Annotated in this window: 21 protein-coding genes and 1 riboswitch; of the genes, 11 read left to right on the plus strand and 10 right to left on the minus strand. The window is 61.6% G+C overall.

Annotation, left to right across the window (positions count from 1 at the left end; all coding sequences use genetic code 11):
* Positions 1–59 precede the first annotated feature (59 nt).
* The 3 genes from ACRDT3_RS14920 to ACRDT3_RS14930 form a co-directional block, all read right to left on the minus strand.
* Positions 60–503, minus strand: a complete 444-nt coding sequence (locus tag ACRDT3_RS14920; RefSeq protein ID WP_431493720.1) for a hypothetical protein — start codon at positions 501–503, stop codon at positions 60–62.
* Positions 504–631: 128 nt separating this feature from the next.
* Positions 632–1804, minus strand: a complete 1173-nt coding sequence (locus tag ACRDT3_RS14925) for an MFS transporter (RefSeq protein ID WP_431493721.1) — start codon at positions 1802–1804, stop codon at positions 632–634.
* 108 nt (positions 1805–1912) lie between these two features.
* Positions 1913–3826, minus strand: a complete 1914-nt coding sequence (locus tag ACRDT3_RS14930) for an FAD-dependent monooxygenase (protein WP_431493722.1) — start codon at positions 3824–3826, stop codon at positions 1913–1915.
* 168 nt (positions 3827–3994) lie between these two features.
* On the opposite strand from ACRDT3_RS14930, the gene ACRDT3_RS14935 reads away from it, so the two are divergent.
* A complete protein-coding gene (locus tag ACRDT3_RS14935; protein ID WP_431493723.1) occupies positions 3995–4789 on the plus strand; it encodes an IclR family transcriptional regulator in 795 nt (264 codons plus the stop codon).
* A 108-nt stretch (positions 4790–4897) separates the two neighbouring features.
* Here the strand turns inward: ACRDT3_RS14935 and ACRDT3_RS14940 are convergent, their stop codons facing one another.
* From ACRDT3_RS14940 to ACRDT3_RS14950, 3 genes are read right to left on the minus strand one after another with little or no spacing between them, the layout of a single operon-like run.
* Positions 4898–5530, minus strand: a complete 633-nt coding sequence (locus tag ACRDT3_RS14940) for a LutC/YkgG family protein (protein ID WP_431493724.1) — start codon at positions 5528–5530, stop codon at positions 4898–4900.
* Positions 5527–6978: a LutB/LldF family L-lactate oxidation iron-sulfur protein gene (locus tag ACRDT3_RS14945; RefSeq protein WP_431493761.1), complete on the minus strand. Its 1452-nt coding sequence runs from the start codon at positions 6976–6978 to the stop codon at positions 5527–5529. Before ACRDT3_RS14945 ends, ACRDT3_RS14940 begins: the two co-directional genes overlap by 4 nt.
* A 17-nt stretch (positions 6979–6995) precedes the next feature.
* Positions 6996–7760 (minus strand): (Fe-S)-binding protein, encoded by a 765-nt coding sequence (locus tag ACRDT3_RS14950; protein ID WP_431493725.1) that lies wholly within the window; start codon positions 7758–7760, stop codon positions 6996–6998.
* A gap of 146 nt (positions 7761–7906) precedes the next feature.
* Here ACRDT3_RS14950 and ACRDT3_RS14955 point away from each other — a divergent pair, with 146 nt between their 5' ends.
* Both ACRDT3_RS14955 and ACRDT3_RS14960 read left to right on the plus strand, forming a co-directional pair.
* Positions 7907–9583, plus strand: a complete 1677-nt coding sequence (locus ACRDT3_RS14955) for an L-lactate permease (RefSeq protein WP_431493726.1) — start codon at positions 7907–7909, stop codon at positions 9581–9583.
* 24 nt (positions 9584–9607) lie between these two features.
* Positions 9608–10315: a FadR/GntR family transcriptional regulator gene (locus tag ACRDT3_RS14960; protein WP_431493727.1), complete on the plus strand. Its 708-nt coding sequence runs from the start codon at positions 9608–9610 to the stop codon at positions 10313–10315.
* Here the strand turns inward: ACRDT3_RS14960 and ACRDT3_RS14965 are convergent.
* Entirely contained in the window at positions 10312–11478 is a 1167-nt protein-coding gene (locus ACRDT3_RS14965; RefSeq protein ID WP_431493728.1) for a sensor histidine kinase, read from the minus strand. The two genes, ACRDT3_RS14960 and ACRDT3_RS14965, sit on opposite strands and share 4 nt — an antisense overlap.
* On the minus strand, positions 11475–12164 hold the full coding sequence (locus tag ACRDT3_RS14970; RefSeq protein ID WP_431493729.1) for a response regulator transcription factor: 690 nt from the start codon (positions 12162–12164) through the stop codon (positions 11475–11477). Before ACRDT3_RS14970 ends, ACRDT3_RS14965 begins: the two co-directional genes overlap by 4 nt.
* Before the next feature lie 166 nt (positions 12165–12330).
* Between ACRDT3_RS14970 and ACRDT3_RS14975 the strand changes: the two genes are divergently transcribed.
* The 5 genes from ACRDT3_RS14975 to ACRDT3_RS14995 are packed head-to-tail and all read left to right on the plus strand — an operon-like array spanning position 12331 to position 15390.
* Positions 12331–12939, plus strand: a complete 609-nt coding sequence (locus tag ACRDT3_RS14975) for a SipW-dependent-type signal peptide-containing protein (protein WP_431493730.1) — start codon at positions 12331–12333, stop codon at positions 12937–12939.
* Positions 12939–13592, plus strand: a complete 654-nt coding sequence (locus tag ACRDT3_RS14980) for a hypothetical protein (RefSeq protein WP_431493731.1) — start codon at positions 12939–12941, stop codon at positions 13590–13592. The genes ACRDT3_RS14975 and ACRDT3_RS14980 overlap by 1 nt, the downstream gene beginning before the upstream one ends.
* An 18-nt stretch (positions 13593–13610) precedes the next feature.
* Complete coding sequence (locus ACRDT3_RS14985) at positions 13611–14168, plus strand: signal peptidase I (RefSeq protein ID WP_431493732.1); 558 nt, start codon at positions 13611–13613, stop codon at positions 14166–14168.
* Positions 14165–14830 (plus strand): hypothetical protein, encoded by a 666-nt coding sequence (locus ACRDT3_RS14990; protein WP_431493733.1) that lies wholly within the window; start codon positions 14165–14167, stop codon positions 14828–14830. The genes ACRDT3_RS14985 and ACRDT3_RS14990 overlap by 4 nt, the downstream gene beginning before the upstream one ends.
* Positions 14830–15390 carry a hypothetical protein gene (locus ACRDT3_RS14995; RefSeq protein ID WP_431493734.1) on the plus strand — a complete coding sequence of 187 codons (561 nt, stop codon included), beginning with the start codon at positions 14830–14832 and terminating at the stop codon, positions 15388–15390. The genes ACRDT3_RS14990 and ACRDT3_RS14995 overlap by 1 nt, the downstream gene beginning before the upstream one ends.
* Before the next feature lie 36 nt (positions 15391–15426).
* Here ACRDT3_RS14995 and ACRDT3_RS15000 read toward each other — a convergent pair whose 3' ends face one another.
* Positions 15427–15978 (minus strand): OsmC family protein, encoded by a 552-nt coding sequence (locus ACRDT3_RS15000; RefSeq protein WP_431493735.1) that lies wholly within the window; start codon positions 15976–15978, stop codon positions 15427–15429.
* 31 nt (positions 15979–16009) lie between these two features.
* A riboswitch (SAM riboswitch) is annotated at positions 16010–16131 on the minus strand.
* A gap of 140 nt (positions 16132–16271) precedes the next feature.
* On the opposite strand from ACRDT3_RS15000, the gene ACRDT3_RS15005 reads away from it, so the two are divergent.
* Complete coding sequence (locus tag ACRDT3_RS15005; RefSeq protein WP_431493736.1) at positions 16272–19487, plus strand: DEAD/DEAH box helicase; 3216 nt, start codon at positions 16272–16274, stop codon at positions 19485–19487.
* Between the two features lie 63 nt (positions 19488–19550).
* Here ACRDT3_RS15005 and ACRDT3_RS15010 read toward each other — a convergent pair whose 3' ends face one another.
* Positions 19551–19994, minus strand: coding sequence for a MarR family winged helix-turn-helix transcriptional regulator (locus ACRDT3_RS15010; RefSeq protein WP_431493737.1), 444 nt, complete (start codon positions 19992–19994; stop codon positions 19551–19553).
* A gap of 467 nt (positions 19995–20461) precedes the next feature.
* Between ACRDT3_RS15010 and ACRDT3_RS15015 the strand changes: the two genes are divergently transcribed.
* Together ACRDT3_RS15015 and ACRDT3_RS15020 are read left to right on the plus strand one after the other, a co-directional pair.
* Positions 20462–21259, plus strand: coding sequence for a dioxygenase family protein (locus ACRDT3_RS15015; protein WP_431493738.1), 798 nt, complete (start codon positions 20462–20464; stop codon positions 21257–21259).
* 370 nt (positions 21260–21629) lie between these two features.
* On the plus strand, positions 21630–23417 hold the full coding sequence (locus ACRDT3_RS15020; RefSeq protein ID WP_431493739.1) for an L-lactate permease: 1788 nt from the start codon (positions 21630–21632) through the stop codon (positions 23415–23417).
* Positions 23418–23432 lie beyond the last annotated feature (15 nt).

The raw sequence follows: 23432 nt of genomic DNA on the forward strand, positions 1-23432 counted from the left end.
GCCTCCGGCTCACGAAAGTGAGCCGGAGGCTTTGCCGTTAAATTCGCGGGAAGAAGTGCTTAGGACTCGCTGAATGACGGGTCCATGGAAAATGCGATAGTGCCGATGACAATGAAGGCGATATAGAGGACCCACAGCACGCCCAAAATGGTGCCGATCCAACCGGTAACTTTGCCGACCGTGGACACCGTGCTGAATTCCCTTTCGGCTTTATTGGCCTTGGAAATAGCAATCGGGCCAAGGATCACGCCTGCAACGAATAAGGACAAAATGCCAAGAATCATCGAGGTCTGCGCCAGCTGGGCACCTTCAAAATGGGATGCTGGCGGATAGCCGAAGTTTCCCTGGGGATATTGGCCCGGCTGGCCATGAGCCTGTTGATTGTAGTAAGGCTGCTGCGGGACGCCGTTGAGATCGTAGGAACCCGGCTGCTGGTATTGACGGTTCTGCCCCTGGTGCCCCGAAGAATAAGGGTTTCGTGGTTCTTCGCCTGGACTGGTCATGGCAACCTGCTTTCCGCTTTTGATGCTCGTGCGCTTAATTCAAGATTCTCACACGCGACCGGCAATAACGTCTAATCTCTAGAAGAACTCTCCGCAATGAACAGGATGCCCCTTACCTGCAAGGGAAATCAGCTGGCAGGATGCATTCTGCGCCACAGCGCATGAGTGCCAGTCGCCAACACCACGAGCAGAAGGCCAAGTGCCAACCCGATCCCGAAGATCTGGCCGTAGTGACCATTCTGCGCGAGACCTGCAGTTAGGTAGGCCGCCGCAGATGCACCGGCAAACAGGGCAAAAACGAACAGTGAAACGGTGGTGGCCCGCGCGTCAGGCGAGATATCGGTCGCCCAGCCTTGCATCGATGAGTGCATGATCGCGTTCGTGGCACCCAGGAAGAACGCGGTGAGGGTGTATGAGACAGGGGATGGGGCGAACGCCGAGGGGAGGAAAGCTACGCAAAGCACCAGGCCTCCACCGCCAATAAGCCACGTCCGGCAGAAGCGTGCCACCAATCGGCGCATCAAGCGTGCACCCAGAATGACTCCCAAGGCAAAAGCGCAACCTAGCGCTCCCGCCAAGCCAATAGCGACACCGGAATCTTGCAAGGCGGGAACGATATAGGTCAGCAATCCCATTAGCAGCCCGCCTTCGAGGAAGACGATGGCATAAAGGGCCAAGTTCATGGGACGCAAAGCTGCGCGGAACTTGAATCCGGAACGCGAATGCTCGGGCTCTGCCGCCTTCCGCAAGGAATACAGGGCCGCTGCGCAACCCAGTGCAGGCAACAGGAACACCAACCGCCAGTTCGCATACGTCGCCAATGCTCCTGAAGCTAATGTCGCCAGAGTGGTGCCCAGCGAGGAATAGATCTGCAAATCAGATAGGCCCCGCGCGCGTTCCACCCCGGTACGGGTATCACCTAGGAGCGTCATCAGGGTTGGATACAGTGCGCCGAACATGAGCCCGGTGACGGAGCGGGCAATGAGCAGCGGGAAGTAGCCGGTGAACAGGATGCTGGCGACCGCGCCGAGGCCAGCGCCGATGAGCGCCGCGCGCAAAACCGCCAAGCGACCGAAACGATCGCTAAGCACGCCCCAGATCGGCTGGCCTATGGCATAGAACAAGGCATAGGAAGCTACCAGCTGGACAGCTTGGGCGAAACTGAGCGAGGTGCCTAGTGAAAGAGCGACCAGCATGGGAGGGGTACCGTAGCGATCAAAGAAGGAAAGGAAACCGACGAAGCGCAAAGCCGAATCGGGAACGGCGCGTACCGAAATCTGAAGGCCCTGTTGTTTCTCCATGCCGGCCCTTCACTTGAGATTCTTCTACCTGCCTACCAATGTAAGCAGAATGTGCCCGGTGATGCTGTTTTGGATGACAGCTGCAACGGGCACATGACGCAATGGCAGCTAGGCAGTAGCTGGTGCTTCAGCCATGAATTGAGCGAAGAATTCGCTCAATTCTCCGGTCGCGTCCAGCGGCAACACCATGGACACGTACTGATCCGGGCGAACGACAACCAATGCGCCATTAGCGCGGTCGATGCCGCGGGCTTCATAGATTTCATCCCCACCGTCGATTAGCTTCGCGGCGAAGGCCTTCTCGTAATCCCTCAGGCCGTATTTCCCCTTCGCTGGTACCAGCAAAGCGGGAAGAGCATCCACAGTGTTGTCGGTATGCGAACCCTGATGCACTGCACGCAGGTCGAAGACCGCATCTGCATCTGCGCCAGCGGGGGTGAACCGCAGAATCGGCGATGCCGGGCTGGAGGCCAGATATTTGAGCAAGGTATCGAATTTCGACGAAGCGCCGTGGCCATCCCGATCCGCGAATGCGTAGAAGCGCCAGCGGCCATCAGCCTGCGCCGTATGGCCAAGTCCTACACGCTGCGCATCGGCAATGCGGGTGACATCCGATGAATGGAAGCGCTCGCCCACGGGGAAGCCGGTAGCCAAATGCTGGTATTCGCCGCCGCTGGTCAGCAGGGACTGGGTGTAGCGGGTGCCGAAGCCTGCGGTGAACTGGCCACCGCGCTGGAACTGCTCCTGCACTTGGTCCGGGTCCAATCCGCCAGCTTCAGGATTGAGTGGATCCTTCGGCGCTGTGGACATGGTCTTGGACCAGCGCGTATCGAAATCGATCAGTTCCTGGGCAATTCCCTGGCGCTCTTGGGAGTAGGTGCGCAGCAAGGAATCATGGGAACGGCCCTGGAGCACCGCGGCCAGCTTCCAACCGAGATTGAAGCTGTCCTGCATGGACACGTTCATGCCCTGGCCGGCCTTGGCCGAGTGGGTGTGGCAGGCATCCCCGGCAATGAAGATGCGCGGCGATACGTCTAGGGCGGAATCCTCGGCGAGGTCATCGAATCGGGCTGCTACTCGCTGGCCCACCTCGTAGACAGACCACCAGGCAATTTCCTTCACGTCCAGGGTGTAGGGGTGGATGATCCGCTGGGCGGTGGAGATCAGCTGGTCGGAGGTAAAGCGGCCGCGTGCCTCGCGGTCGGAAGGATCCAGGCTACCCATATCCACGTACATGCGCACCATGTAGCCGCCTTCGCGGGGGATCAACAGGATGTTGCCGCCATCAGCTGACTGGATGGCGGACTTGAAGCGGATATCCGGGAAATCAGTGGTGGCCAGGATGTCCATGACTCCCCAAGCGTGGTTGCGGGCATCGCCATCCAGCTTGATGCCCAGGCTGCGGCGTACATTTGAGCGCGCTCCATCGGTGCCCACCACGTACTTCGCCCGGATCTGGATCTGCTCGCCACCGCGGCGCACCGTGGCGATCGCTGGGTAATCCCCCTCGTTGGTGTTCTCCACCGACAGCAATTCCACGCCATAGTACGGCACGGTGCGGCTCGGGCTCTTGGCCGCCTTGTCGAACAGGAAGTCCTGCAGGCGCGCCTGGTTCACAATCAGGTGCGGGTATTCACTCAGTCCCTCGGCGACATCCCTGACCCTGCCGTTGCGGGTGATTTGCGAGCGGTTTCCAGAATCCGGGCCCCAGAAGACGGTTTCGTTGACCGAGTAGCCTTCGCGCAGCAGCCGATGGGCCAAGCCGAAGGCGTTGAACATTTCCACCGTGCGGCAGGCAACTCCGTCGGCATGGCCCATCAGCAGCGGTTCCTCGTTCTTCTCGATGACCAGGGTGTGCAGGTCGCCGAATTCAGCCAGCTGCGCGGTCAAGATCGCGCCGGCTGGACCGGTGCCGGCGATCAGCACATCGACTTGCGCGGGCAATTCGGCAGGGTTGTGTTCGCGCTGGGCTGGGTGGATATCGGGGCTGCCGGTGCGGAAGCCGTTGAGGTAATACTGCATGTCTAGCCTTTGCATTGCCAGCGCCCGGGAGTCGCTGTGGGAGGAGTGGTGGATTACCTTGAGGCTAGTGTCCGTCCGGGATCCGGGACCATGCAGTTCTGTTGTGCAGAATTTTGAATCGTGGCACGAAGCGCGGTGCTAGCTGGCGGAACACGTAAGATGCAGGCTATGAAGTTCAAAAGGTATCGGCGCAAGCAACCGGCGTACCCGATCGAATCGGTGGACAACGTGTTGGCGCTGCTGGAGCTATTGCGCGACTTCGGTGCCCTGCGACTGAGTGATGCCGCGATGGAATTGGGGATTTCGCGCTCAACCGCTCACCGCCTGCTGGCCATGCTGGTTTACCGGGGATTCGCCGAGCAGGATGCAGCCAAACGCTACATTCCCGGTCCCGCCTTGGGCGTTGCTCCGGCAGGGATGAGCTGGACTGCGCAACTGCGCCGCCGCGTGCTGCCGCATTTGCAGGTGCTTAGCGGTGAGCTGGATGAAACGGTGAACCTGATGGTCCGTGCCGGTACCCAGGTACGTTTCCTGGCAACAATTCAGGGGGCTCGACTCCTGCGCGTGGGAGACCGCCAAGGCGAAGTGATGCCAGCGCATTTCGCATCTGCTGGCAAAGCGATGCTCGCCGGGCTCGGGACGCCAGCGGTGCGGGAACTCTATATGCGCGAAGCGAGAATCAACGGCAATGAATTCTCCGAGTCGTGGTTTGCCGGCTTGGAGCAAGAACTTCTTGCCGCCAGCCGTCGAGGTTTCTGCGTGAATTTGGAGCAGACGGAAGTAGGAGCAAATGCCCTGGGCGTTTCCATCAAGGATGGTGCCGGGGAAGTCATCGCCGGGTTGAGCGTTTCCATTCCACCGGTGCGTTTCCGCGAAATGTTCGAAGCAGGACTGCCGGCCTCGGTCTTTGCAACGCGCGATCGAATCGAGGCGGACCTGAAGGATTTCATAGCCGGTGGCTAGGCACAGAAATCGATAGCACGCTTAAATGCACGCTTAAATGCACTCGCGGCCGGTTCCCCCTGGAGGTTTAGGAGGGGGAACCGGCCGCGAAAGCTTAATGCGCCAACCTTACAGGCCGCGAACCATCAGGACGTCCAAGGTACGCGGGCCGTGCACGCCTTCGACGCGCTCCAGCTCGATATCACTGGTGGCCGACGGGCCGGAGATCCAGGTCTGCGGACGGGTAATGGAAAGCCGTGGCATGGCTTCTGGCAGCAGGCGCACGATCGAGGAGATCGGCACGATGCACACATGGTGGTCGGGTACCAGCGAGATCGCGCGGCGGCCCTGGTCCGGCTCGCCATCAAGGATGATGGTGCCCGACTCGGCCACCGACACGGCCGACGAGGTGACCACGGCACTGGTTTCATCCAGTTCGGCGATGCTCAGGCGCGCGCCCGGAGCATCCACGCGCTGCTCGATATTCGCGCCGAGTCCCGACAGCCAGCCGGTGTCCAGGCCGTGCGGGTAGACAACGCTGGAGGCTTCCGCCAGCTTGGCAGCTACGAATTCCGGGATCTGCGCGGCGTCAATGACCTCCACTCCGGCCTTGTAATCCACCAGTCGGTCAACCAGCAGCTCGATGAGCTCGGCTTCGCCCATATCCGAGGTCTTGCGGTATTCGCGGGGAACCTCTTCGGCGACCGGGGCATCGGCCAACGCCGAGCGGATCCGGCCTAGGATTTCGTCTTTTGCGCTCACTTGGACTCCTTCTCGTCGCTCCACCAGTCGCGGAAGGACTTGTTTGGCGGGGCGGGAATGTCACGGCTGGCGGTCCACCCTGCGGCGATGCCCGGAAGCTTCTTGATCTTCTTCTCCTTGCCGGACATCAGCCGGCCCAGCGGCAAGGCCTTTTCGAGCAGGCCAAGGTTCTTGCCCTTGCCCATAGCCCAGGAGCCGCCCTTCATCAGCAGATCCATCTGGGTAGGGAGCTTGTGCTTGCCGCGGTTGGCATCCACATCTTCGCCGCGCAGGTGCACGAGGATTTCCGGGATGTTGATCTTCACCGGGCAAGCGTCGTAGCAGGCGCCGCATAGCGAGGAAGCGTATGGCAGGGAGCCGTTTTCCTCGACCTCGATGCCGGTCAGCAGCGGGGAGAGGATCGCGCCGATCGGGCCCGGGTAGGTCGAACCGTAGGCGTGGCCGCCGGTGCGCTCGTACACCGGGCACACGTTCATGCAGGCCGAGCAGCGGATGCAGTTCAGCGCGGTGCGGCCGAAGCGGTCGGCCAGGGCGCGGGTGCGGCCGTTATCCAGCAGCACGATGTGCACGTTCTGCGGGCCATCGTCTTCGCTCACGCCGGTCCACAGCGAGGTGTAGGGGTTCATGCGCTCGCCGGTGGAAGAGCGCGGCAGCAGCTGCATGAAAACTTCGATGTCTTCCCAGTGGGGGAGGACCTTCTCGATGCCCATGACGGTGATCAGGGTTTCCGGCAGGGTCAGGCACATGCGGCCGTTGCCTTCGGATTCCACGACGCCCAGAGTGCCGGTATCGGCCAGCGCGAAGTTCGCGCCGGAGATCGCGACCTTGGCGGAGAGGAACTTCTTGCGCAGGTGCTTGCGGGCGGCCTCGGCCAGCTTGGCCGGCTCATCGGTCAGGTTCGGATCCACCACCGGCATCTCCTTGAGGAAGATGTCGCGCACCTCGGTGCGGTTCTTGTGGATGGCCGGAACCAGGATGTGGCTTGGCTTGTCGTTGCCCAGCTGGACGATCAGCTCGGCGAGATCGGTCTCGAAGGCTTCGATGCCCTCGGTCTCCAGATGCTCGTTCAAGCCGATTTCCTGGGTGGCCATGGACTTGACCTTGACGACCTCTTTCGAGCCGGTGGCCTTGACCAGCTCGGTTACGATCTTGTTGGCTTCGGCCGCGTCGCGGGCCCAATGGACGATGCCGCCGCGAGCGGTGAAGTTCTTCTCGAACTCCTCCAAGCGCTCTTCGAGGTTGGCCATCGTCATGTTCTTGATGGCGCTGCCGGCATCGCGCAGCTCTTCCCAGTCCGGAAGCTCGCCGACCACGTTCAGCCGCTTATCGCGAATGGTGTGGGTGGCGTGGCGCAGGTTCTTGCGCATCTGGGTGTTGCCCAGTTCGCGGTGCGCCGCCTTGGGGAACGGCTCGGTTTCGAACAGGTTGCCCTGCCCGCCGGCAGGCATGCCGAGGAATACCTGAGTCACAGTGACACCGTCTCTTCCATGGTGCTGGCCAGGATATCTGCCAGGTGCAGGGTCTTTGGCTTGGCGCCGGTGCGCGAAAGCCCGCCACCGATGTGCATCAGGCAGGAGGCGTCGCCGCCTGCGCAGGCCGATGCGCCGGTGGAGCAGATGTTCTTCATCTTGTCTTCGAGCATTGCCGTGGAGACATCGGAGTTCTTGATCGAGAAGGTGCCGCCGAAGCCGCAGCACTGGTCGGCTTCGGGAAGCTCGTTGACGGTGATGCCGCCGACGGTCTTGAGCAGATCCAGCTGGCGATCGCCGAGTTTCAGCGAACGCATGCCGTGGCAGGAAGGATGGTAGGTGATGGTCTGCGGGAAGTAGCTGCCCAGCTGCTCTGCCGCGTTGGTGATCCCCAGGACATCCACCAGCAACTGGCTCAGTTCATAGGTGCGCTTGCCCACGGCAACTGCGCGTTCCTTGAGCTCTGGCTTGCCCAGGCGCTCGGCCAGGTAAGGGTGCTGGTGCTTGACCGAAGCAACGCAGGAGCCCGAGGGAGCAACTGCGAGGTCATAGTCTTCGGTGTCGAAGGCATTGATGTGGTTTTCGACCACGGGCAGGGCTTCAGGCATATAGCCGGAATTCATGTGCATTTGCCCACAGCAGGCTTGCGCCTTGGGGAAAATTACTTCATGGCCCAAGCGTTCCAGGATTTTCACGGTCGACTTGGCGGTTTCCGGATACATAGCATCCACAATGCACGTGGCAAAGAGAGCAATTCGCATAATAAATGACTCTTTCAAGGTGTGGTCAGACCATACTATGCGAGGTTCTCCAGAATAGTCAAGACTTGTTGTGATAGCTCTCACCTTGTACTCTAGGTGGTCGGACCACATATGGTCAGACCATCTCGAGTAAGGACGCCCACACCGTGTTTACACCCTCCACGGATCCAATCGCGGGGAGCATAGCTGTCTCAGCGCTTGTCGCACTGATCCCGCTTGTAGCATTCTTCGTGCTCCTGGCGGTAGTCAAGGTCAAGGCCCACTGGGCTGGCCTCGGCTCGCTTGCAGTAGCCATTCTCGTTGCGATCTTCGGCTGGAACATGCCGATTGGATTGGCATTGAATTCCGGATTGATGGGCATGGTCTTCGGTGCCTTCCCTATCGTCTGGATCGTTGTCATGGCGATCTTCCTCTACCAGGTCACCGTCAAGTCGGGCCGCTTCGAAGACCTGCGCCGCGTCTTTGACGTCATCGGCGGCGGCGACGTGCGCATCCAGGCCGTGCTGATTGCTTTCTGCTTCGGTGGACTGCTTGAAGCGCTGGCCGGCTTCGGCGCACCGGTGGCGATTACCGCCACCATGCTGCTGGCATTGGGCCTGTCCCCGCTGCGCGCAGCCTGCGCGGTGCTGATCGCCAACACCGCCCCGGTGGCCTTCGGCGCCGTGGCGATCCCCATCACCACCGCTGGTGCCCTGACCGGCATCCCGGCTGCTGATATCGGTGCCATCGTCGGCCACCAGTCCCCGCTGCTGGCACTGTTCGTCCCATCGATCCTGGTGCTGATCCTCGATGGCTGGCGCGGCATGCGCCAGACCCTGCCGGCAACGCTGACCATCGGCATCTCCTTCGGCGTGGCCCAGTGGCTGTGCTCGACCTACTTCTCCTATGAGCTGACCGATATCGTCGCTTCGCTGGTTGGCCTGGCCGCGGCAGTGATCCTGCTGCGCTTCTGGACTCCAAAGGGTGCCGACGAAGCACGCCAGCGCGTGCTGACCGCCGAGGCTGCCGCAATTCCCCACGAGGCTAACGCCAAGCTGCACCCGGGCAACACCTGGATGGCATTGTTCCCGTACCTGCTGGTCATCGTCATCTTCGGCGTGGCCAAGCTATGGAAGCTGGGCGTGGACATTCCTGCATGGCTGGCAAGCACGGACATCAAGTTCGGCTGGCCAGGGCTGGACGGCAAGATCCTGAACGCCGACGGCGAAGCGGTAACTTCTACCATCTACAACTTCCAGTGGCTATCCTCCCCGGGCACCTTGCTGCTGATCACCGGCCTGATCGTGGCGCTGGTCTACGCGAAGTACGACGGCAACGGCGAATACAAGATGACCTTCGCCGAGGGTGCTGCCGAAATCGGCAAGACCGTCTACAGCATGCGCTACGCGGCGCTGACCATCCTCTCGGTCCTAGGCCTGGCATATGTGATGAACCTTTCGGGCCAGACCATCACCGTTGGCACCTGGCTGGCAGGCACCGGAGCGTTCTTCGCCTTCCTGTCGCCAATCCTGGGCTGGATCGGCACCGCGGTCACCGGCTCGGACACCTCGGCCAATGCGCTGTTCGCCAAGCTGCAGCAGACCGCTGGCATCAATGCGGGCATTGATCCGAACCTGCTGGTTGCCGCCAACACCTCCGGCGGCGTGGTCGGAAAGCTGATCTCCCCGCAGAACCTGGCCATCGCCGCCACCTCGGTGAAGATGGAAGGCCAGGAATCGGTGATCCTCAAGAAGGTTGCCGGCTGGTCCGTCGGCATGCTGCTGGTGCTGTGCTGCTTGGTTTACCTGCAGTCCACTCCGGTTCTGTCCTGGATGCTGCCATAGCCATGAACAGCTAATATAGATCCGATGCCAGTAAACCCAGCTCCGCGTGCGTACCAGATCGTTCTCCAAGCGATTGAAGAGGATCTGCGCAAAGAGAAGCTCTCCGTAGGAGACCAGCTTCCCGGCGAGCGTGCGCTCGCGGAGCGGCATGGGATTTCGCGGGCTTCGGTCCGCGATGCCATCCGCATCCTTGATGTGATGGGCATTATCAAGACTTCCACCGGCTCCGGGCCCAACTCCGGAGCGGTGATCATCTCCAACCCTTCGGCCGGCATTTCGCAGGCATTGCGCCTGCACCTGGCGGCCAAGGGGATCAACGTCCGCGAGATTGTCGAGTCGCGCATCCTGCTGGAAACCTGGGCCGCGCAAATGACGCCGCGCGATCCGATCCATGCCCAGCAGGTCATAGACCGCACCGCGGTGCTGATCATGCGCATGGACGACGCGCAGCTCTCGCGCGAGGCCTTCCACCGCATTGATGCGGAGTTCCATGTGCTCCTGGCCTCCATGGCCGGCAATGCGGTAGTGGAATCGATGATGGAATCGCTGCGCAACTCGATCAGCGACTATGTCTCCGAATCGGTGCCCAGCGACGAGGCCTGGCAGCCGGTGGTGCGCGTGCTACGCCGCCAGCACAAGGCCATCCACCACGCGTTTGCGACGAACCAGCGCGAACGGGCGGCCCAGCTGCTTGAAGAGCACATCAACTGGTTCTACTCGCAGACCCGCTAGCCGGCAGCGGCGGTGGCTGCCAGCGGCACTGTCGGCTGGAACGGCATGGACAGGTGCAACCTGCCACCGCCGCCGGGACTGCGCTCCAGGCGCATCACGCCACCGCGGACCTGCAGCCGCTGCTCATGGCGGATCAATCCGGAGAACACCGGCTGGCCAGCGCCCGGACCGGAGCCATCGTCATCGATGTCCACCTCCATGATCCAGTTGCGCCCGTCCGGACCCGGGTGGTCTGCCGGGTGGATCTCCGCCTGGATGGCGATGCCCTGCGCAGCTCCGTGCTTGATCGCGTTGGTCACCGCTTCCTCCACGGCGTAGATGACCACCAGCCGGTCGACCAGCGGCAGCAATGCCCGATGCCGGTGCACCGCATCCTGCAGTCGGGGGCCGAGCTTGATTGATCCGTGGATGGTAATCGGCAGGCGGTCCAGCAGCATCCGCAACGCGTCGTAGGTCCCCAGATCCGCTCCGGAGGGGAACAGCGTGTGGCTCAGCGAACGGACCTGGTTTTCGCGCAGCTCATCAAGCTCCGCGGACCACGTCCGCAGCTGATCGGACCAGCGCGGCTTCTCCTGGCCCGCGAATTCGGCCGCGGCCACCTCCAAGCCACTGGCAATGGCCACAAGCCGTTGCTGCACGGTGCCATGCAGCCGGTCGGCAACCACCTGGCGCACCCTCATCTCCTCTTGCTCCAGGTCCTGGACGCTCTGGCGAAGCTGCTGTTCGCCGTCGATGCGGCGGACGCGCTCGGCATCTTCGCGCTCCAGCAAAGCGGACACGGCCAGCCCCGTGCCCAATGCGAAGGAGTAGCCGAAGAAGCCGGTGAAGAAGATGGCAGCCTGCCCGATGCTGCCCTGATCGGTGAAGGTGGCCGGCAGCAGCAACTGGGCGCGGACCCAGGCCTGCAGCGCGCACAGTCCTAGCATGGACAGCACACGCACCAGCCACGAGGAGGTCAGGGTGCACAGGTAGAAGGACACCGCCACGAGCAGCAGGCCGATGACCAGGGTTGTGCCGCCAACCCACCACAAGAGCGAAGCCACGGGCCAGCTCGTGGCCCACTCGGTAGCCTGTTCGGCGACCAGCACGGAAAACGCGGCTACATTGCACAGCGCCACCAGCAATGCCATCGAGGCACGCGGCCACCGCTTCGGCCGGCTCATGCGGGCCATGCCCGTCCGGTTTGCTCCAGGAAAGCGAGCACCGCGCCCACGCGTCGATTCGATCCGTGCCCGTCGAGGTTCAGCCGCTTGTACACCGCCAGCAGATGGGTTTCCACCGAGCGCTCGGCAAGGTGCAGCTGTTCGGCGACGGCCTGGTTGCTCAAGCCCTCGGCCACCAAGCGCAAGACCTCGAATTGCGCCTTGGTCAACCCGGCCACCGGGGTGCCGACGCGGGGTTGCGACCGCCGCACCAGCGACGGGTCGATGACCACTTCGCCATCCGCGGCGGAATTGATCGCGCCAATCAGCACATCCCGGGTGAACGTGGTCCGCTTGGACAAATAGCTCCACGGTTCGCTGGCTTCGTCCTGCACCGAGAGGAACAGGCCCATGACATCAAGGCTGGACAGGAGCATCACGGCCACCCGCGGGTCGGCACGCTGCAGGGCCAAGCCCAGAGCCACCCCGTTGCCGTCGCCCAGATTGACATCCAGCAAGGCCAAATCGGTGCTGCGCGGTGTGAACATCAGCTTGGCCGATGCGAAGCTGTCTGCCTCGTGCACGACTTCCATGCCCTCGGCCTCATTGATGGTCTTGGCCAGCATGGAACGCATCAGCGGCTCATCCTCGGCGATGCCGATGCGCAGCGGCCTGCGGCGCTTGGCAGGAGGGGAACCATAGGGCATGTCAGTGATCTCCTGCCGTGGGTGATGGCGATTCCGGGTGCTACCACGAATCAGTATACGAGTTTCCACGTAGGTTTTCGCTGGTGGTCCCTGCGGGAATCCACTATTGAATTACCAACCCGACAAGGGTTGGCAAACTCGATCCGCGCAGTCAGGAGCACCCTCCATGAACACCACGCCCACCACCCCAGCATCCAGCAACCAGCGCCGTCGCAAGCTGATGGCCATCGCCGCCGGCGGAGTCGTGCTCGGCATCGGCACCGCGGTCACCCTGGCTTCCTGGACCGACAATGAAACGGCCACCGGCGACTTCGCCGCCGGGCAATTCGCAATGGAGAGCAGCCAGGATGGCACTGCCTTCACCGACACGACCCCGGCCGGACAGGCCCTGAAGCTCTCCTTCAGCGAGCTAGCCAGCAACCTCTCGCCGCAGGATGAAACCTCGGCCATCTACGCGCTACGACTGGCGCCGGGCTCCGACTACCAGGCCGCGGTCTCCGGATACGTCGAATCCTCGGGCTCGGCCGCTGACAACCTGAGCTACACGATCCAGCGCGTTTCGGACATCGCCGGAACGGAAACGGTCGGTGCCCCGCTGGTCAGCGGCGAAGCGCTGGACGGCGGGACCACTCACGAGAACATGTTCACCCTCGACGCGCTGGATACGGTGGTCTACCTGAAGGTGACCGTTGCCGCGGATGACGGTCTCGCGCAGAACGAGACCGCCACCGCGACCTGGAACCTGACCGGTACCTCGGGAGAATCGCTGTCCTGATGTCCACTGCGTGCACAGCCAAGTTGTTCCGTTCCGGGCAGGTGCTCGCGGCGCTGGCCGGAGCACTGGCCCTGGGGATGGCTAGTGCATGGACGGTGGCCGCATGGCAGGAACCCGAAACAGCCACCTCCTCCTTCAGCGCCGGCAGCTTCGAAACCCAATCCCAGGCCGGTTCTGGCCGCTGGGCGCACCACCCGGCCGGCACGCCAGCGCCGCTGCCGATCGAAACCAGCGGCTGGGCTCCGGGCGGCACCCGCCAGGCCCCGGCCGCAGGCGACTCGAAATACACCTGGATCAACTTGCGCACCGCCAGCACGGAATCCAGATCCGGGACCGGATATCTGCGCTCGGTGGCCGGCAGTGGCGCGCTGGCTGCGGCCCTGGAATACCGGGCGGCGCTGCGCACTGCATCCAGCACCCAGTGCAGCGCCGCAGATTTCGGCACCTCGGCCAGCTACCTGGCCGGGAGCGAGCAGTCCTACCTGCCGGTGGGCGCGCACTTGGCTGATCCGGAGGGGTTCCCCGTCAACGCATCCGGAACAGGCATTTGCCTGGAACTGCGCGTGGCCCAGCCCGGGGACGGGGATCAGGGCCAGGCATTCCAAGGCAGAAATGCACAGCTGGAACTGTCGCTTGACATCATCCAGAACTAGCCGAAAGCAGGAGACGAAATGGGTATCGCAGCAATTGAACCGATCGCACCGCGCGCAGGCCGGGGCACAGTGGGCAAGGCAGCGCACCTGGCAGGAGAGGTGCTGTTGTGGATCGCCTCGCTCACCGGGGCCGCTTGCGTCATCCTGGCAATTCTCGGAGCCTTCTTCGGCTTCCGGGTGATGCTCTTCAGCTCAGGATCCATGGAACCGGGGATCCCCGTGGGCTCGGCGGCACTGGTCCGGATGACAGATGCCAAGGACCTGTCGATCGGGGATGTGGTAACCGTGGAACGCGGAGCCGGGCAGCTGCCGGTCACCCACCGCATCGTGGGCATCGGCGCCGCGCCGGATGCGCAGCAGCGCGAGCTGGTGCTCAAAGGCGATGCGAACGAGCTGGAGGACCCGGCACCCTACACCGTTGCCGAGGCCGGGAAGCTGCTGTTCTCCGTACCCGGCATTGCCGGAGCGGTCTCGTCGCTGGGCACGCCCAAGGTCCTGGCCCCGCTCGGAGCGGTAGCGGCAGGATTCGTCGTGTGGGGCCTGTGGCCGCGCAGCGTTTCGAGGGAAGACGGATGAGACCCGGCCGGACAGCGTGCGTGCTGGCCGGGGTTGCCGCACTGCTGGCTGTGGTCCTGGCGCCCGCGGCGGCCGATGCCTCCGAAGCAAGGCAGATTGCCGTGGTATCCACGATCCAGGGTGACCCGATGCATCTGGCCCCGGCAGATTCGGCGCAGTGGCTGGTGGGCATCAGCCTCCCGGCCGGTACCAGTGCGGAACGGACGCTGCGGGCTACCGGGGAGCTGTCCAGCTATCTGGATATCGATGCAGTGCAATGCGATAGGCCTGAGCAGGGTGCTTGCCGGCAGTTGCTGCGGCTTTCGGCTCCGGCGGAAGGACAGGACTACTCCTTGGGAGGCCAGCGAGGAACTGCCCGGCAGTGGTTGCGCTTCCGGGTCCAATTGCGCGCCGGATCGCCCGCAGCGGCGCAGGCCGCTCGCGGAACTCTGGAACTGGAAATCCAGGGGAGCGAAGAACGCGTGGAGATCAGCCCAGGCGGAAACGTGGACCGGGATAAGCCTTCGACGGTTCCGGCCCCTGGACTGGCCGGCACCGGATTCGGCAATTGGCCACTGCTACTAGGCGGGGCGGGCGTGGTGCTCGCCGGATTGCTGCTGCTGGCGAGCAGGGCCGGGAAAACTGCAAAGTCCAGGGAAACGGGAACAAGGGAGCATCAGTGATGAAGGGCGGAGGAAGGGCAACGCGCGGGCAGTGTCTGGCCTTGGCGATGCTGGGCTGCGCGGCACTTGGCTTCGGCGCGGCCACGCTCGGTGGCGGCAGCGGAGAATTGGCCGGGCCTCGGCTGACCGATGCGGCCTGGGTGTCCCAGGAAACGGGGGACTTCTCGGCCACTGCCGGGAGCGTTCAAAGCCCGGAGACCACTTGCCAAGGACGGAATTCGGCACCGAACCTGTTGCGGCTGGCTCCGGCAGATTCGGGCCTGGAGGCAACCGGTTATCTGGTCACCGTCCACGTGGATGGCGTGGTGCCGGCCGAATGGCAGTCCGGGACTACCTCGGAAGGCTATGAATTCCTGCCAGCGAACACCACCGTTGAGCTGCCGGCTTCCGCCACCGCTGCCGTCTGGGGCGTCAACGGAGGCTGGAACGCTAACTACCAGGGCAGCATCAGCGTCCAGGCACTGGGTCCGGGCGGTTGGAGTTCACCGGAAGTTTCCTACGATTGGGAAATCGCCTTCGACTTTGTCGGTGGAGGCTATGGCACCTGCACCGGGGGCTGAGGGCAGGCCCCGGTGCAGATGCATCGTTTGCGGAGCCTAGCTGGCCTCGGCGATGCTCACCGCGGTGGTCACCGGTACCGGATTGGCGAACAGATCCAGCACCGGGCAATGGGCGTCCACTGCCTGACGCAGTTCTTCATAGCGTTCGGCCGATTCCGGGCCGGCAATCTGAACGTCCAGATCCACCGACGAGAAGCCCGGGCGGATGGACTTGTCGATGCCGAAGAGGCCGCGGACATCGAGGTGGCCATTGGCCTGGATCTTCACCTCGTCCACCTGGATGCCGAGGTTCTGCGCGTACAAGCGGTAGACCACAACCTGGCAGGAGATGAGCGCGCCGAGGGCGTATTCCACGGGGCTTGCGGCCACGTCGTTGCCGCCCAGGGCCGCTGGCTCGTCGACCTGGAAAGTGTGCTTGCCCGAGACAATGTTGCTCGCTACCGAATCGAAGCCCTCGCCCTCGACGGTGAAGGTCAATTTGGCGTTTTGCGGGGCAGCCGAAATTCGTTCGCCCCACCCTTGGCCGGCTTCTTGCAGGCGTTGTGCGCGGTTTTCGGATACGGTCAGGGTTGATGCTGCATTAGACATGAGGAATTGATCCCCTTTCTGGCGCAAGGGGCGCCATCGCTTACGCACCTTGGCGCTCAAGATGCGTCGAATCTTCACCTGGGGCACCCCGCACCATGACGCAGGAGGGTTGCCGTCCACTCAGCCAGGGCTCAAAGAGTGGAACTCGTGATTCAGTGGTTCATTTCTATCGGTTGCGGGGCCAGCGCGTAAAGGGCAGAGGTAACTTTTCGTCACCGGGCATCTTGCCTGCGGGATCGCTAAGATGGAATCTAGCTCTCGGGCGCCCACTGCACGATCAATGAACGGCGAGTATGGAATTCCAGCTGACACTTTCTGCGGCCCAGACTTTGGTGACCGAATCCGAATACAACCTGGGCCAGTTCCTGTGCGATTCCGGAAAAGTGGAGATCGTCCACCGGGACATGAAGCCGGGATATTCCCGCATTTCCGCAATGGTGCTGCGCGAATCGGTGATGGTCGAGCTGGAAATCAACCGCGGCAATATCAGCTTCACCAGCTTCTGCAGCAAGCATCCGGGCGCCCAGTCCTGTGAAGATGTCGCTGCCTTGCTCATTGAGGTCACCACCGAAGAAGACCAGGGCTTCTTCGTCTCAGACTCCGGGGTGGATCCTTACGCATGGAAACGCAATAGCAAGCCGCAGTGGGAACGTACCCTTGACCGTCTCCTTCCAGTTATTTCCGATGAGCCGCTGGCCGCCGAGGAACCGCTGGGACTGATCCTCAAGGTGGTCAGCGAACCCCGCTACGGCGGCGAGGACGCGCTGACCTTGCAGGCGCGTCCGGCCCGCCGAGGCACCAAGAGCCCCTGGATCCAGACCGGGGTCAGCTGGCGCAATGTTGCCTTTGATACGCGCTTCTCAAAGAAGCAGCGTCGAGCGATCGTTGAACTGGACCGGCTGCGTGAACATGTTGAACAAGATAGCTACCGCCATTCGTGGGACCCCAAGGACTGGATCTCCCTGATGGATCTGCCAGGCCAGGACCTGCTGGATGCATTCGAAGCCCTGCGTGAAGCAGGAGTGCAGATCGTCAACGGCGGTTCCTCGGCCAAGGTTCCGGTGGAGTTCAGCGAGCAACCGGCCATGGCCCACGTGGATGTGCGGCGCGGTGAACATGGCCTGAGCATGGAAGGGAAGCTGCGCGGACCGAGCGAAGAGCACATCTACCTCTTGCCGATAGGCACCCCGCCGACCTTGCTGGCCTATGCTTCCAGCCCCCTGCCGAAGACCAAGGAAATCGGGTTGGCCCAGTTCGCTGAACCGGTCACCAAGGAACTGGCGGCCTTTATTGAATCCGGTGCCCAAGCCATCCCGCATGAAGGCGTTGAGCTTTTCGAGCGGCAGCACCTGGACCGGTTGCGCGTGATGGCACCTTTGAAGAGTGAAGATGACAGCTACCTCATCCCTGTTCCAGCGCGACCTAGCCTCAAGCTGTCCTTGGAAAGCATCCAAACTCCGCTGACCGTGCGCTATTCCTGGGAGTACTCGAGCAAGGGCCCCCGGCAGCATGCGGTGGAAAAGGAAATTGCCGCTTCGGTGCAGGACAAGCTCGGAACGCAGGCGTCCTTGGGGCAGCTGACCTCTTCAGGGGTTTTCCCTCCGAAGGAATTCAGCACCTCCGAATCCATCGACTTCTTGGTCTACGCATTGCCGCTGTTGGCAGAACATCCCGATGTCGTAATTGAAGAGCAGAACAGGCTGCCGAAGTACCGGATTAACCACGCGCCGGCCACCATCAGCGTCGAAGCCGGTGAAAGCACGGGGGACTGGTTTGATTTATCCGTGGAAGTGCTCCTTGACGAGACCAAGGTACCGTTCGCACTGCTGCTCGAGGCATTGACCAAGCAAGATGAATATCTCGTCCTCGATGACCTCACGGTGATCCCGATTGATGGTGCAGATTTCACGCAGCTGCGCCAGCTGATATCCGAGGCCGGGGAGCTGGGCACAGTGCAGGGCGATACGATTCGTATCCATAAGTTGAGCATCGACTGGTGGCAAGAACTGGTGGATCTGGGAATTATCGAGGCCCAGCACAACCAGTGGCTGCAGACCATGCAGGCGCTGCAAAGCGGCGAGGAAATGAAGCCGGTTCAGCTAGCGGAAACCTTCAATGCTGAGCTGCGTCCATATCAGGGCCATGGCCTATCCTGGCTCAACTTCTTGCGCACCCACAACCTCGGTGGCGTCCTTGCCGACGATATGGGTCTGGGCAAGACTGTTCAGCTGCTGGCTAGCCTTGAACAGGCGCGCGTCGAGGATCCTGCCCAGAAGTTCCTGGTGCTGGCTCCAACCTCGGTGGTGGGCAACTGGATCAATGAGGCGCAGCGTTTTGCCCCGCAGATGAGCGTCACCGGCATAACTTCGACAGCTAAGAAGGGCGGCCAGGGCATGGCTGCGCAGATCCGTGATGCCCAGTTGGTGGTTACCAGCTACACGATCTTCCGCCTGGCCTATGAAGATTTTGAAGCCGCTGGCTTCAACGTGATGATCATGGACGAGGCCCAGCAACTGAAGAACCATGCCTCCAAAGGCTATAAGCAGGCCCGGCAGCTGCCAGTGCCGTGCAAATTCGTGGTCACCGGTACTCCCATGGAAAACAACCTGATGGAACTGTGGGCGTTGGTCTCGCTGGCCGCACCGGGCCTGCTGGGCGGCGCTAAGTCCTTCAAGGACAACTACCAGAAGCCAATTGCCGATGGAGACCACGAACGCCTGGAACGCCTGAAGAGCCGACTGCGTCCGTTCGTGCTGCGCCGCACCAAGGAACAGGTCGTTCCAGAGCTTCCGGCGAAGACCGAACAGGTGCTGGAAGTCGAGCTGGAGCCGGGGCACCGCAAGGCCTATGACCGCCGCTTCCAGCGTGTGCGCCAAGAAGTCCTGGGGCTGGTTGACGACGTTGATTCGAACCGGTTCCGGATTCTCCAGTCGCTGACATTGCTGCGCCAGCTAGCCTTGGATCCGTCGTTGGTAGGGGAGGGCGATGCCCCGAGCGCGAAGCTGGAAATGCTGCGCGAACTCATGGGGGACGCGGTTTCCGAGGGGCATAAGATTCTGGTCTTCAGCCAGTTCACCGGCTTCTTGGCCAAGGCGCGCGAGGTCGCTGAGGAACTGGGCATTGAGCACGGATACCTTGACGGGTCAACCAGTGGCCCTAGGCGCAAGGAACTGATTGACGGTTTCAGCGAGGGAAATTTCCCGGTCTTCTTCATCTCGCTGAAGTCCGGCGGCTTCGGCATTAACCTCACTTCCGCGGACTATTGCATCTTGCTGGACCCATGGTGGAACCCGCAGGCCGAAGCCCAGGCTATTGACCGGGCCCATCGCATCGGGCAAACCCGCCCGGTCTATGTGTATCGGTTGGTGGCAAAAGACACCATCGAATCCAAGGTGCTTGCGCTGCAGGCCAAGAAGACGCAGCTGTTCAATGATGTCTTGGGCGAGACTGCCGAAGGTGCGCAGAGCGCTGCGTTAAGTGCCGATGATTTCTTGGCGCTGATGGAATGAGCCGTAAAAAGCTGAAGCCTTGGAAACCAAAAGGTTTCCAAGGCTTCAAATGCTGAATGGGACTTAGAGAATCTGTTCAAAGCTGTCGTTGAGGCGGTGCAGGAGATCTCCGAAATTTTTCAGTTCGGCTGCTTCCCATTCCTTGAGCTGGCGGCGCAGTTCCTCACGCAGCGTGTTACCGCTGGAGCGCCATTTATCCTTGGCGGTATCCGTTGCCGAGACCAGCTGGGCCCGGCCATCGGAAGGATCCTGGGTCCGGGTGACAAGTTCCAAGGACTCAAGGTGCTGCACGAGGCGGGAAATGGTCGCCTTATCCAGGCGCAGCTTTTCTGCGAGTGCTCCCTGTTGCTGGGCTTCATCACGGATGACCACTGCAAGCAAGCGGTACCCCGGATCCTGCAGGTCCGGGTGGATGATCTTGGCGCGACGGATCAGCATCTGGCGGGCGCGCAATAAGATGGCGGTGAATTCGTCTTCGACCGTCTGCATCAGTTCTTCTTCTTGCATACAAACCATTCTAGAGATTCATGGAGCATGAGTTTGAAATTGGAGTCCATAACTGTCCAATGGACAATCGCGGCATGGAGCGCGGGCCTTCAAATGGGCGATAATTCTTGGTTGGCAAATGGCTAGCCCGGCAGTGCAGGGTGCCCCGTGAAACAGCGCACCTGGACTTCGGCGACGCAACTTCGCAACGCCTTTCAGATGCATTCGCCATGAACGCACCATCAGGATCCCACCAAGTTTCCGGTGGATATGAAAATGTGCACGTCGGCAATGCGGCATGTTTCCGGTAACCGCTACGAGCAGCGCGAGCGAGCGAAGCCCTCGTTGTTTCCGGTGGTGCTGCATTGAGCTTGATGGGGCGGCTTCCACTGGCCTCTTGGAAAGCAGCAAAGGTCCTGCTTCCATTGTGGGACAGCGCCATGCAATTAAAGCTTGACGCTTCAACTAATGATTGGTAGTTTTGAATCATGAATCAGCTATCCAGCACCCCTCCCGTCTTGTTCCTTAGCCATGGTGCGCCTCCGCTGGCCGACGATCAGCGCTGGACCCGGGAACTGGCTGGCTGGTCCGGCACTTTCGAGAAGCCGAAAGATATTCTGATGATCTCCGCGCACTGGGAAAATGCGCCAGTGACACTGAGTGCCACCCGCCAGAAGAATGAATTGGTATACGATTTCTGGGGCTTTGACCAGAAGTACTATGACGTTCGCTATGACGCGCCAATGGCGCCCGAGTTGGCCAATGAGGTCGAACAGCTAACCTCGGCCTATGGGCATCATGTGCAGCGCGATGAGTCGCGTGGACTTGACCATGGCGCCTACGTGCCGCTGAAGGAAATGTTCCCGGATGCTGATGTGCCGGTGGTGCAGATGTCCATGCCAACACTGGATCCTTCTGGACTCTTCGATCTGGGCAAGAGCCTGGCGCCGCTGCGTGAGCGGGGAACCTTGATCGTTGGTTCCGGATTCACCACCCATAACCTGCGCTGGTTCAACCCGGCCGGCGGGGCGGATGCGGCACCGCCATCGGCCTCCAGCGAGTTCGACCACTGGGCCGAGGAAGCAATGGTTCGCGGAGACGTGGACTCTATCCTCGACTTCCTGCACAAGGCTCCCGCTGCGCGCGAAGCGCACCCGCGGTCCGAGCACTGGGCTCCGCTGTACGTTGCGCTGGGTGCTGCCTATGCTTCGGGTGGAATTGATGCCAAGACTGCCATTGATGGTTTTTGGTATGGCCTTTCCAAGCGTTCCTGGACCCTGAGCTAAACGCTGCATGAAGCTTGGCCGGCAGGAAGTGCGGTACCGCAAGGTGCCGCACTTCCTGCATTTAAACAGCTTCATGGAGGTGAAAGGCATGGGTGCTGGCGGAAATCTTAGAAATTTTCTGGCGCCGGCTAGCCGGGGACCTGGATCAGAAGAACAAGGTCAACCCAAGTCGCTGTCTGGATAAATAGCCCGTGAATATGTTCTGCATCCGCGATCTTCGTGACAAAGCTCACCATGGTGACGTGTTTCACGTTATGCTCTTATGGTCAGACCATAGTGGTCTGACCATATATAGGTCATCTTGCTGCAACGATCGAGTCCACGCGTGGGTGGATTTCCTGCGCGAGTATGGTCAGAAAGGACCATGGATATGGACAACTTAGGTGTGCTCGCACTGTTGGCACTGGCGCCGATTCTTGTGGTGGGTATTCTTCTCGCCGGGCTCCGTTGGCCCGCAAAATACGCCATGCCCGTTGGATACGTCGTTGCGGTAGTAGTGGCGCTATGGGTTTGGAAAATGGACTTCAACGGGGTGCTCGCAGCGTCCATTGAAGGCCTGGTTATCGCATCAACCATGCTGTATATCGTCTTTGGCGCATTGCTCTTGCTCGCGACCCTGACGGTCGGTGGCGCGATGAACACCATCCGGGCGGGCTTCAATAACATTTCAGCTGACCGACGGGTGCAGGCCATTATCATCGGCTGGCTCTTTGGCAGCTTCATCGAAGGCGCGTCTGGATTCGGCACTCCAGCTGCGGTGATTGCACCGCTGCTGCTCGCTTTGGGTTTCCCCGCCATGGCTGCGGTCATGGTTGGCTTGATCATCCAGAGCACCCCGGTCAGCTTCGGTGCTGTGGGCACCCCGATTCTGATCGGTGTGAACCAGGGGCTTGGCGGCGATCCTGCTGTGGCCGAGCGCATCAATGTCCTCGGATTGACCATGCCTGAATTCATCAGCAGCATCGGTTTCCAAGTTGCATTCATGCACGGCATCATAGGCCTGCTGATCCCGTTGATCATGGTCTGCATGCTCACTGGATTCTTTGGCCCTCAACGCCGCTTCAGCGACGGCTTGAAAATCTGGCCATTCGCCATCTACGCTTCACTGGCCTTCACCGTGCCTTCGGTTCTGACCGCACGCTTCCTCGGCCCGGAGTTCCCGTCGCTGTTCGGCGCGCTGGTTGGCCTGGCCCTGGTGATGTTCACCTCCAGCCGCGGCTTCCTGATGCCGAAGGAGATCTTCGACTTCGGACCACGTGCCAGCTGGAATGAGCGTTGGAACGGCAAGCTCGATCCGGAAAACGCCGTAGACAACACCATTACCGTCAGCATGAAGAGCGCCTGGGCGCCATACATCCTGATGGGCGTGCTGCTGGTGCTGACCCGTGTGATTCCGGAAGTGAAGACCTTCCTGACAGGACTCCAGATTCCCGTCGCCGACATCCTCGGCACGGGAATCAGCACCTCGATCCAGCCGTTCTACCTGCCTGGCTTCATGCTGATCTTGGCCTCCTGCTTGGCCTTCGCCATGCACAAGATGAACGGCGCGCAGATCGCCCGAGCCTTCAAGGTTTCGGCAGCGCAGCTGTGGGGCACCGCGGTAGCGCTGCTCTTCGCAGTGCCCCTGGTGCGTATCCTGATCCAGTCAGGCCCTGAACTGAATAACTCTGGCCTGGCCAGTATCCCGGTGACGCTGGCCGAGGGCGCCGCGGCAGTTTCCGGTGGCCTGTGGCCGTTGATTGCGCCGTGGATTGGCGCCTTGGGTGCCTTCGTCGCCGGATCCAACACCATCTCCAACCTGACCTTCTCGCAGTTCCAGTTCTCCACCGGTGCGCAAATCGGTGTTGCTCCAGAATCGATTGTGGCAGCTCAGGCGGTTGGCGGGGCCGGCGGCAACCCCATCTCGATTCACAACATCGTGGCCGCATCGGCAACTGTGGGCTTGCTGGGCCGCGAAGGCGACCTGCTGCGCAAGACCATTTTGGTCACCAGCTACTACTGCCTGGCCGGTGGCGTCATCGCGTACCTGTTCGTCTACGGCATCGGCCTGAATCCGGGAACGATCATGCTGGTGCTGCTCCTGCTGGCTTTGGCCGGCATCGGGGCATGGATGCTCAAGCGTGATTCGATTGCGGGTCGAGCAGCCGATCTTCGCTAGGCACCGCAGATGGGC

This window comes from Glutamicibacter sp., from assembly GCF_050701915.1.
In the GTDB taxonomy this organism is placed as follows: Bacteria; Actinomycetota; Actinomycetes; order Actinomycetales; family Micrococcaceae; genus Glutamicibacter.

Coding starts and splice junctions, on each gene's coding strand:
- ACRDT3_RS14920 (WP_431493720.1), bottom strand. CDS start 503: ATGACCAGTCCAGGCGAAGAACCACGAAACCCTTATTCTTCGGGGCAC.
- ACRDT3_RS14925 (WP_431493721.1), bottom strand. CDS start 1,804: ATGGAGAAACAACAGGGCCTTCAGATTTCGGTACGCGCCGTTCCCGAT.
- ACRDT3_RS14930 (WP_431493722.1), bottom strand. CDS start 3,826: ATGCAGTATTACCTCAACGGCTTCCGCACCGGCAGCCCCGATATCCAC.
- ACRDT3_RS14935 (WP_431493723.1), top strand. CDS start 3,995: ATGAAGTTCAAAAGGTATCGGCGCAAGCAACCGGCGTACCCGATCGAA.
- ACRDT3_RS14945 (WP_431493761.1), bottom strand. CDS start 6,978: ATGCCTGCCGGCGGGCAGGGCAACCTGTTCGAAACCGAGCCGTTCCCC.
- ACRDT3_RS14950 (WP_431493725.1), bottom strand. CDS start 7,760: ATGCGAATTGCTCTCTTTGCCACGTGCATTGTGGATGCTATGTATCCG.
- ACRDT3_RS14960 (WP_431493727.1), top strand. CDS start 9,608: ATGCCAGTAAACCCAGCTCCGCGTGCGTACCAGATCGTTCTCCAAGCG.
- ACRDT3_RS14965 (WP_431493728.1), bottom strand. CDS start 11,478: ATGAGCCGGCCGAAGCGGTGGCCGCGTGCCTCGATGGCATTGCTGGTG.
- ACRDT3_RS14970 (WP_431493729.1), bottom strand. CDS start 12,164: ATGCCCTATGGTTCCCCTCCTGCCAAGCGCCGCAGGCCGCTGCGCATC.
- ACRDT3_RS14975 (WP_431493730.1), top strand. CDS start 12,331: ATGAACACCACGCCCACCACCCCAGCATCCAGCAACCAGCGCCGTCGC.
- ACRDT3_RS14980 (WP_431493731.1), top strand. CDS start 12,939: ATGTCCACTGCGTGCACAGCCAAGTTGTTCCGTTCCGGGCAGGTGCTC.
- ACRDT3_RS14985 (WP_431493732.1), top strand. CDS start 13,611: ATGGGTATCGCAGCAATTGAACCGATCGCACCGCGCGCAGGCCGGGGC.
- ACRDT3_RS14990 (WP_431493733.1), top strand. CDS start 14,165: ATGAGACCCGGCCGGACAGCGTGCGTGCTGGCCGGGGTTGCCGCACTG.
- ACRDT3_RS14995 (WP_431493734.1), top strand. CDS start 14,830: ATGAAGGGCGGAGGAAGGGCAACGCGCGGGCAGTGTCTGGCCTTGGCG.
- ACRDT3_RS15000 (WP_431493735.1), bottom strand. CDS start 15,978: ATGTCTAATGCAGCATCAACCCTGACCGTATCCGAAAACCGCGCACAA.
- ACRDT3_RS15005 (WP_431493736.1), top strand. CDS start 16,272: ATGGAATTCCAGCTGACACTTTCTGCGGCCCAGACTTTGGTGACCGAA.
- ACRDT3_RS15010 (WP_431493737.1), bottom strand. CDS start 19,994: ATGCAAGAAGAAGAACTGATGCAGACGGTCGAAGACGAATTCACCGCC.
- ACRDT3_RS15015 (WP_431493738.1), top strand. CDS start 20,462: ATGAATCAGCTATCCAGCACCCCTCCCGTCTTGTTCCTTAGCCATGGT.
- ACRDT3_RS15020 (WP_431493739.1), top strand. CDS start 21,630: ATGGACAACTTAGGTGTGCTCGCACTGTTGGCACTGGCGCCGATTCTT.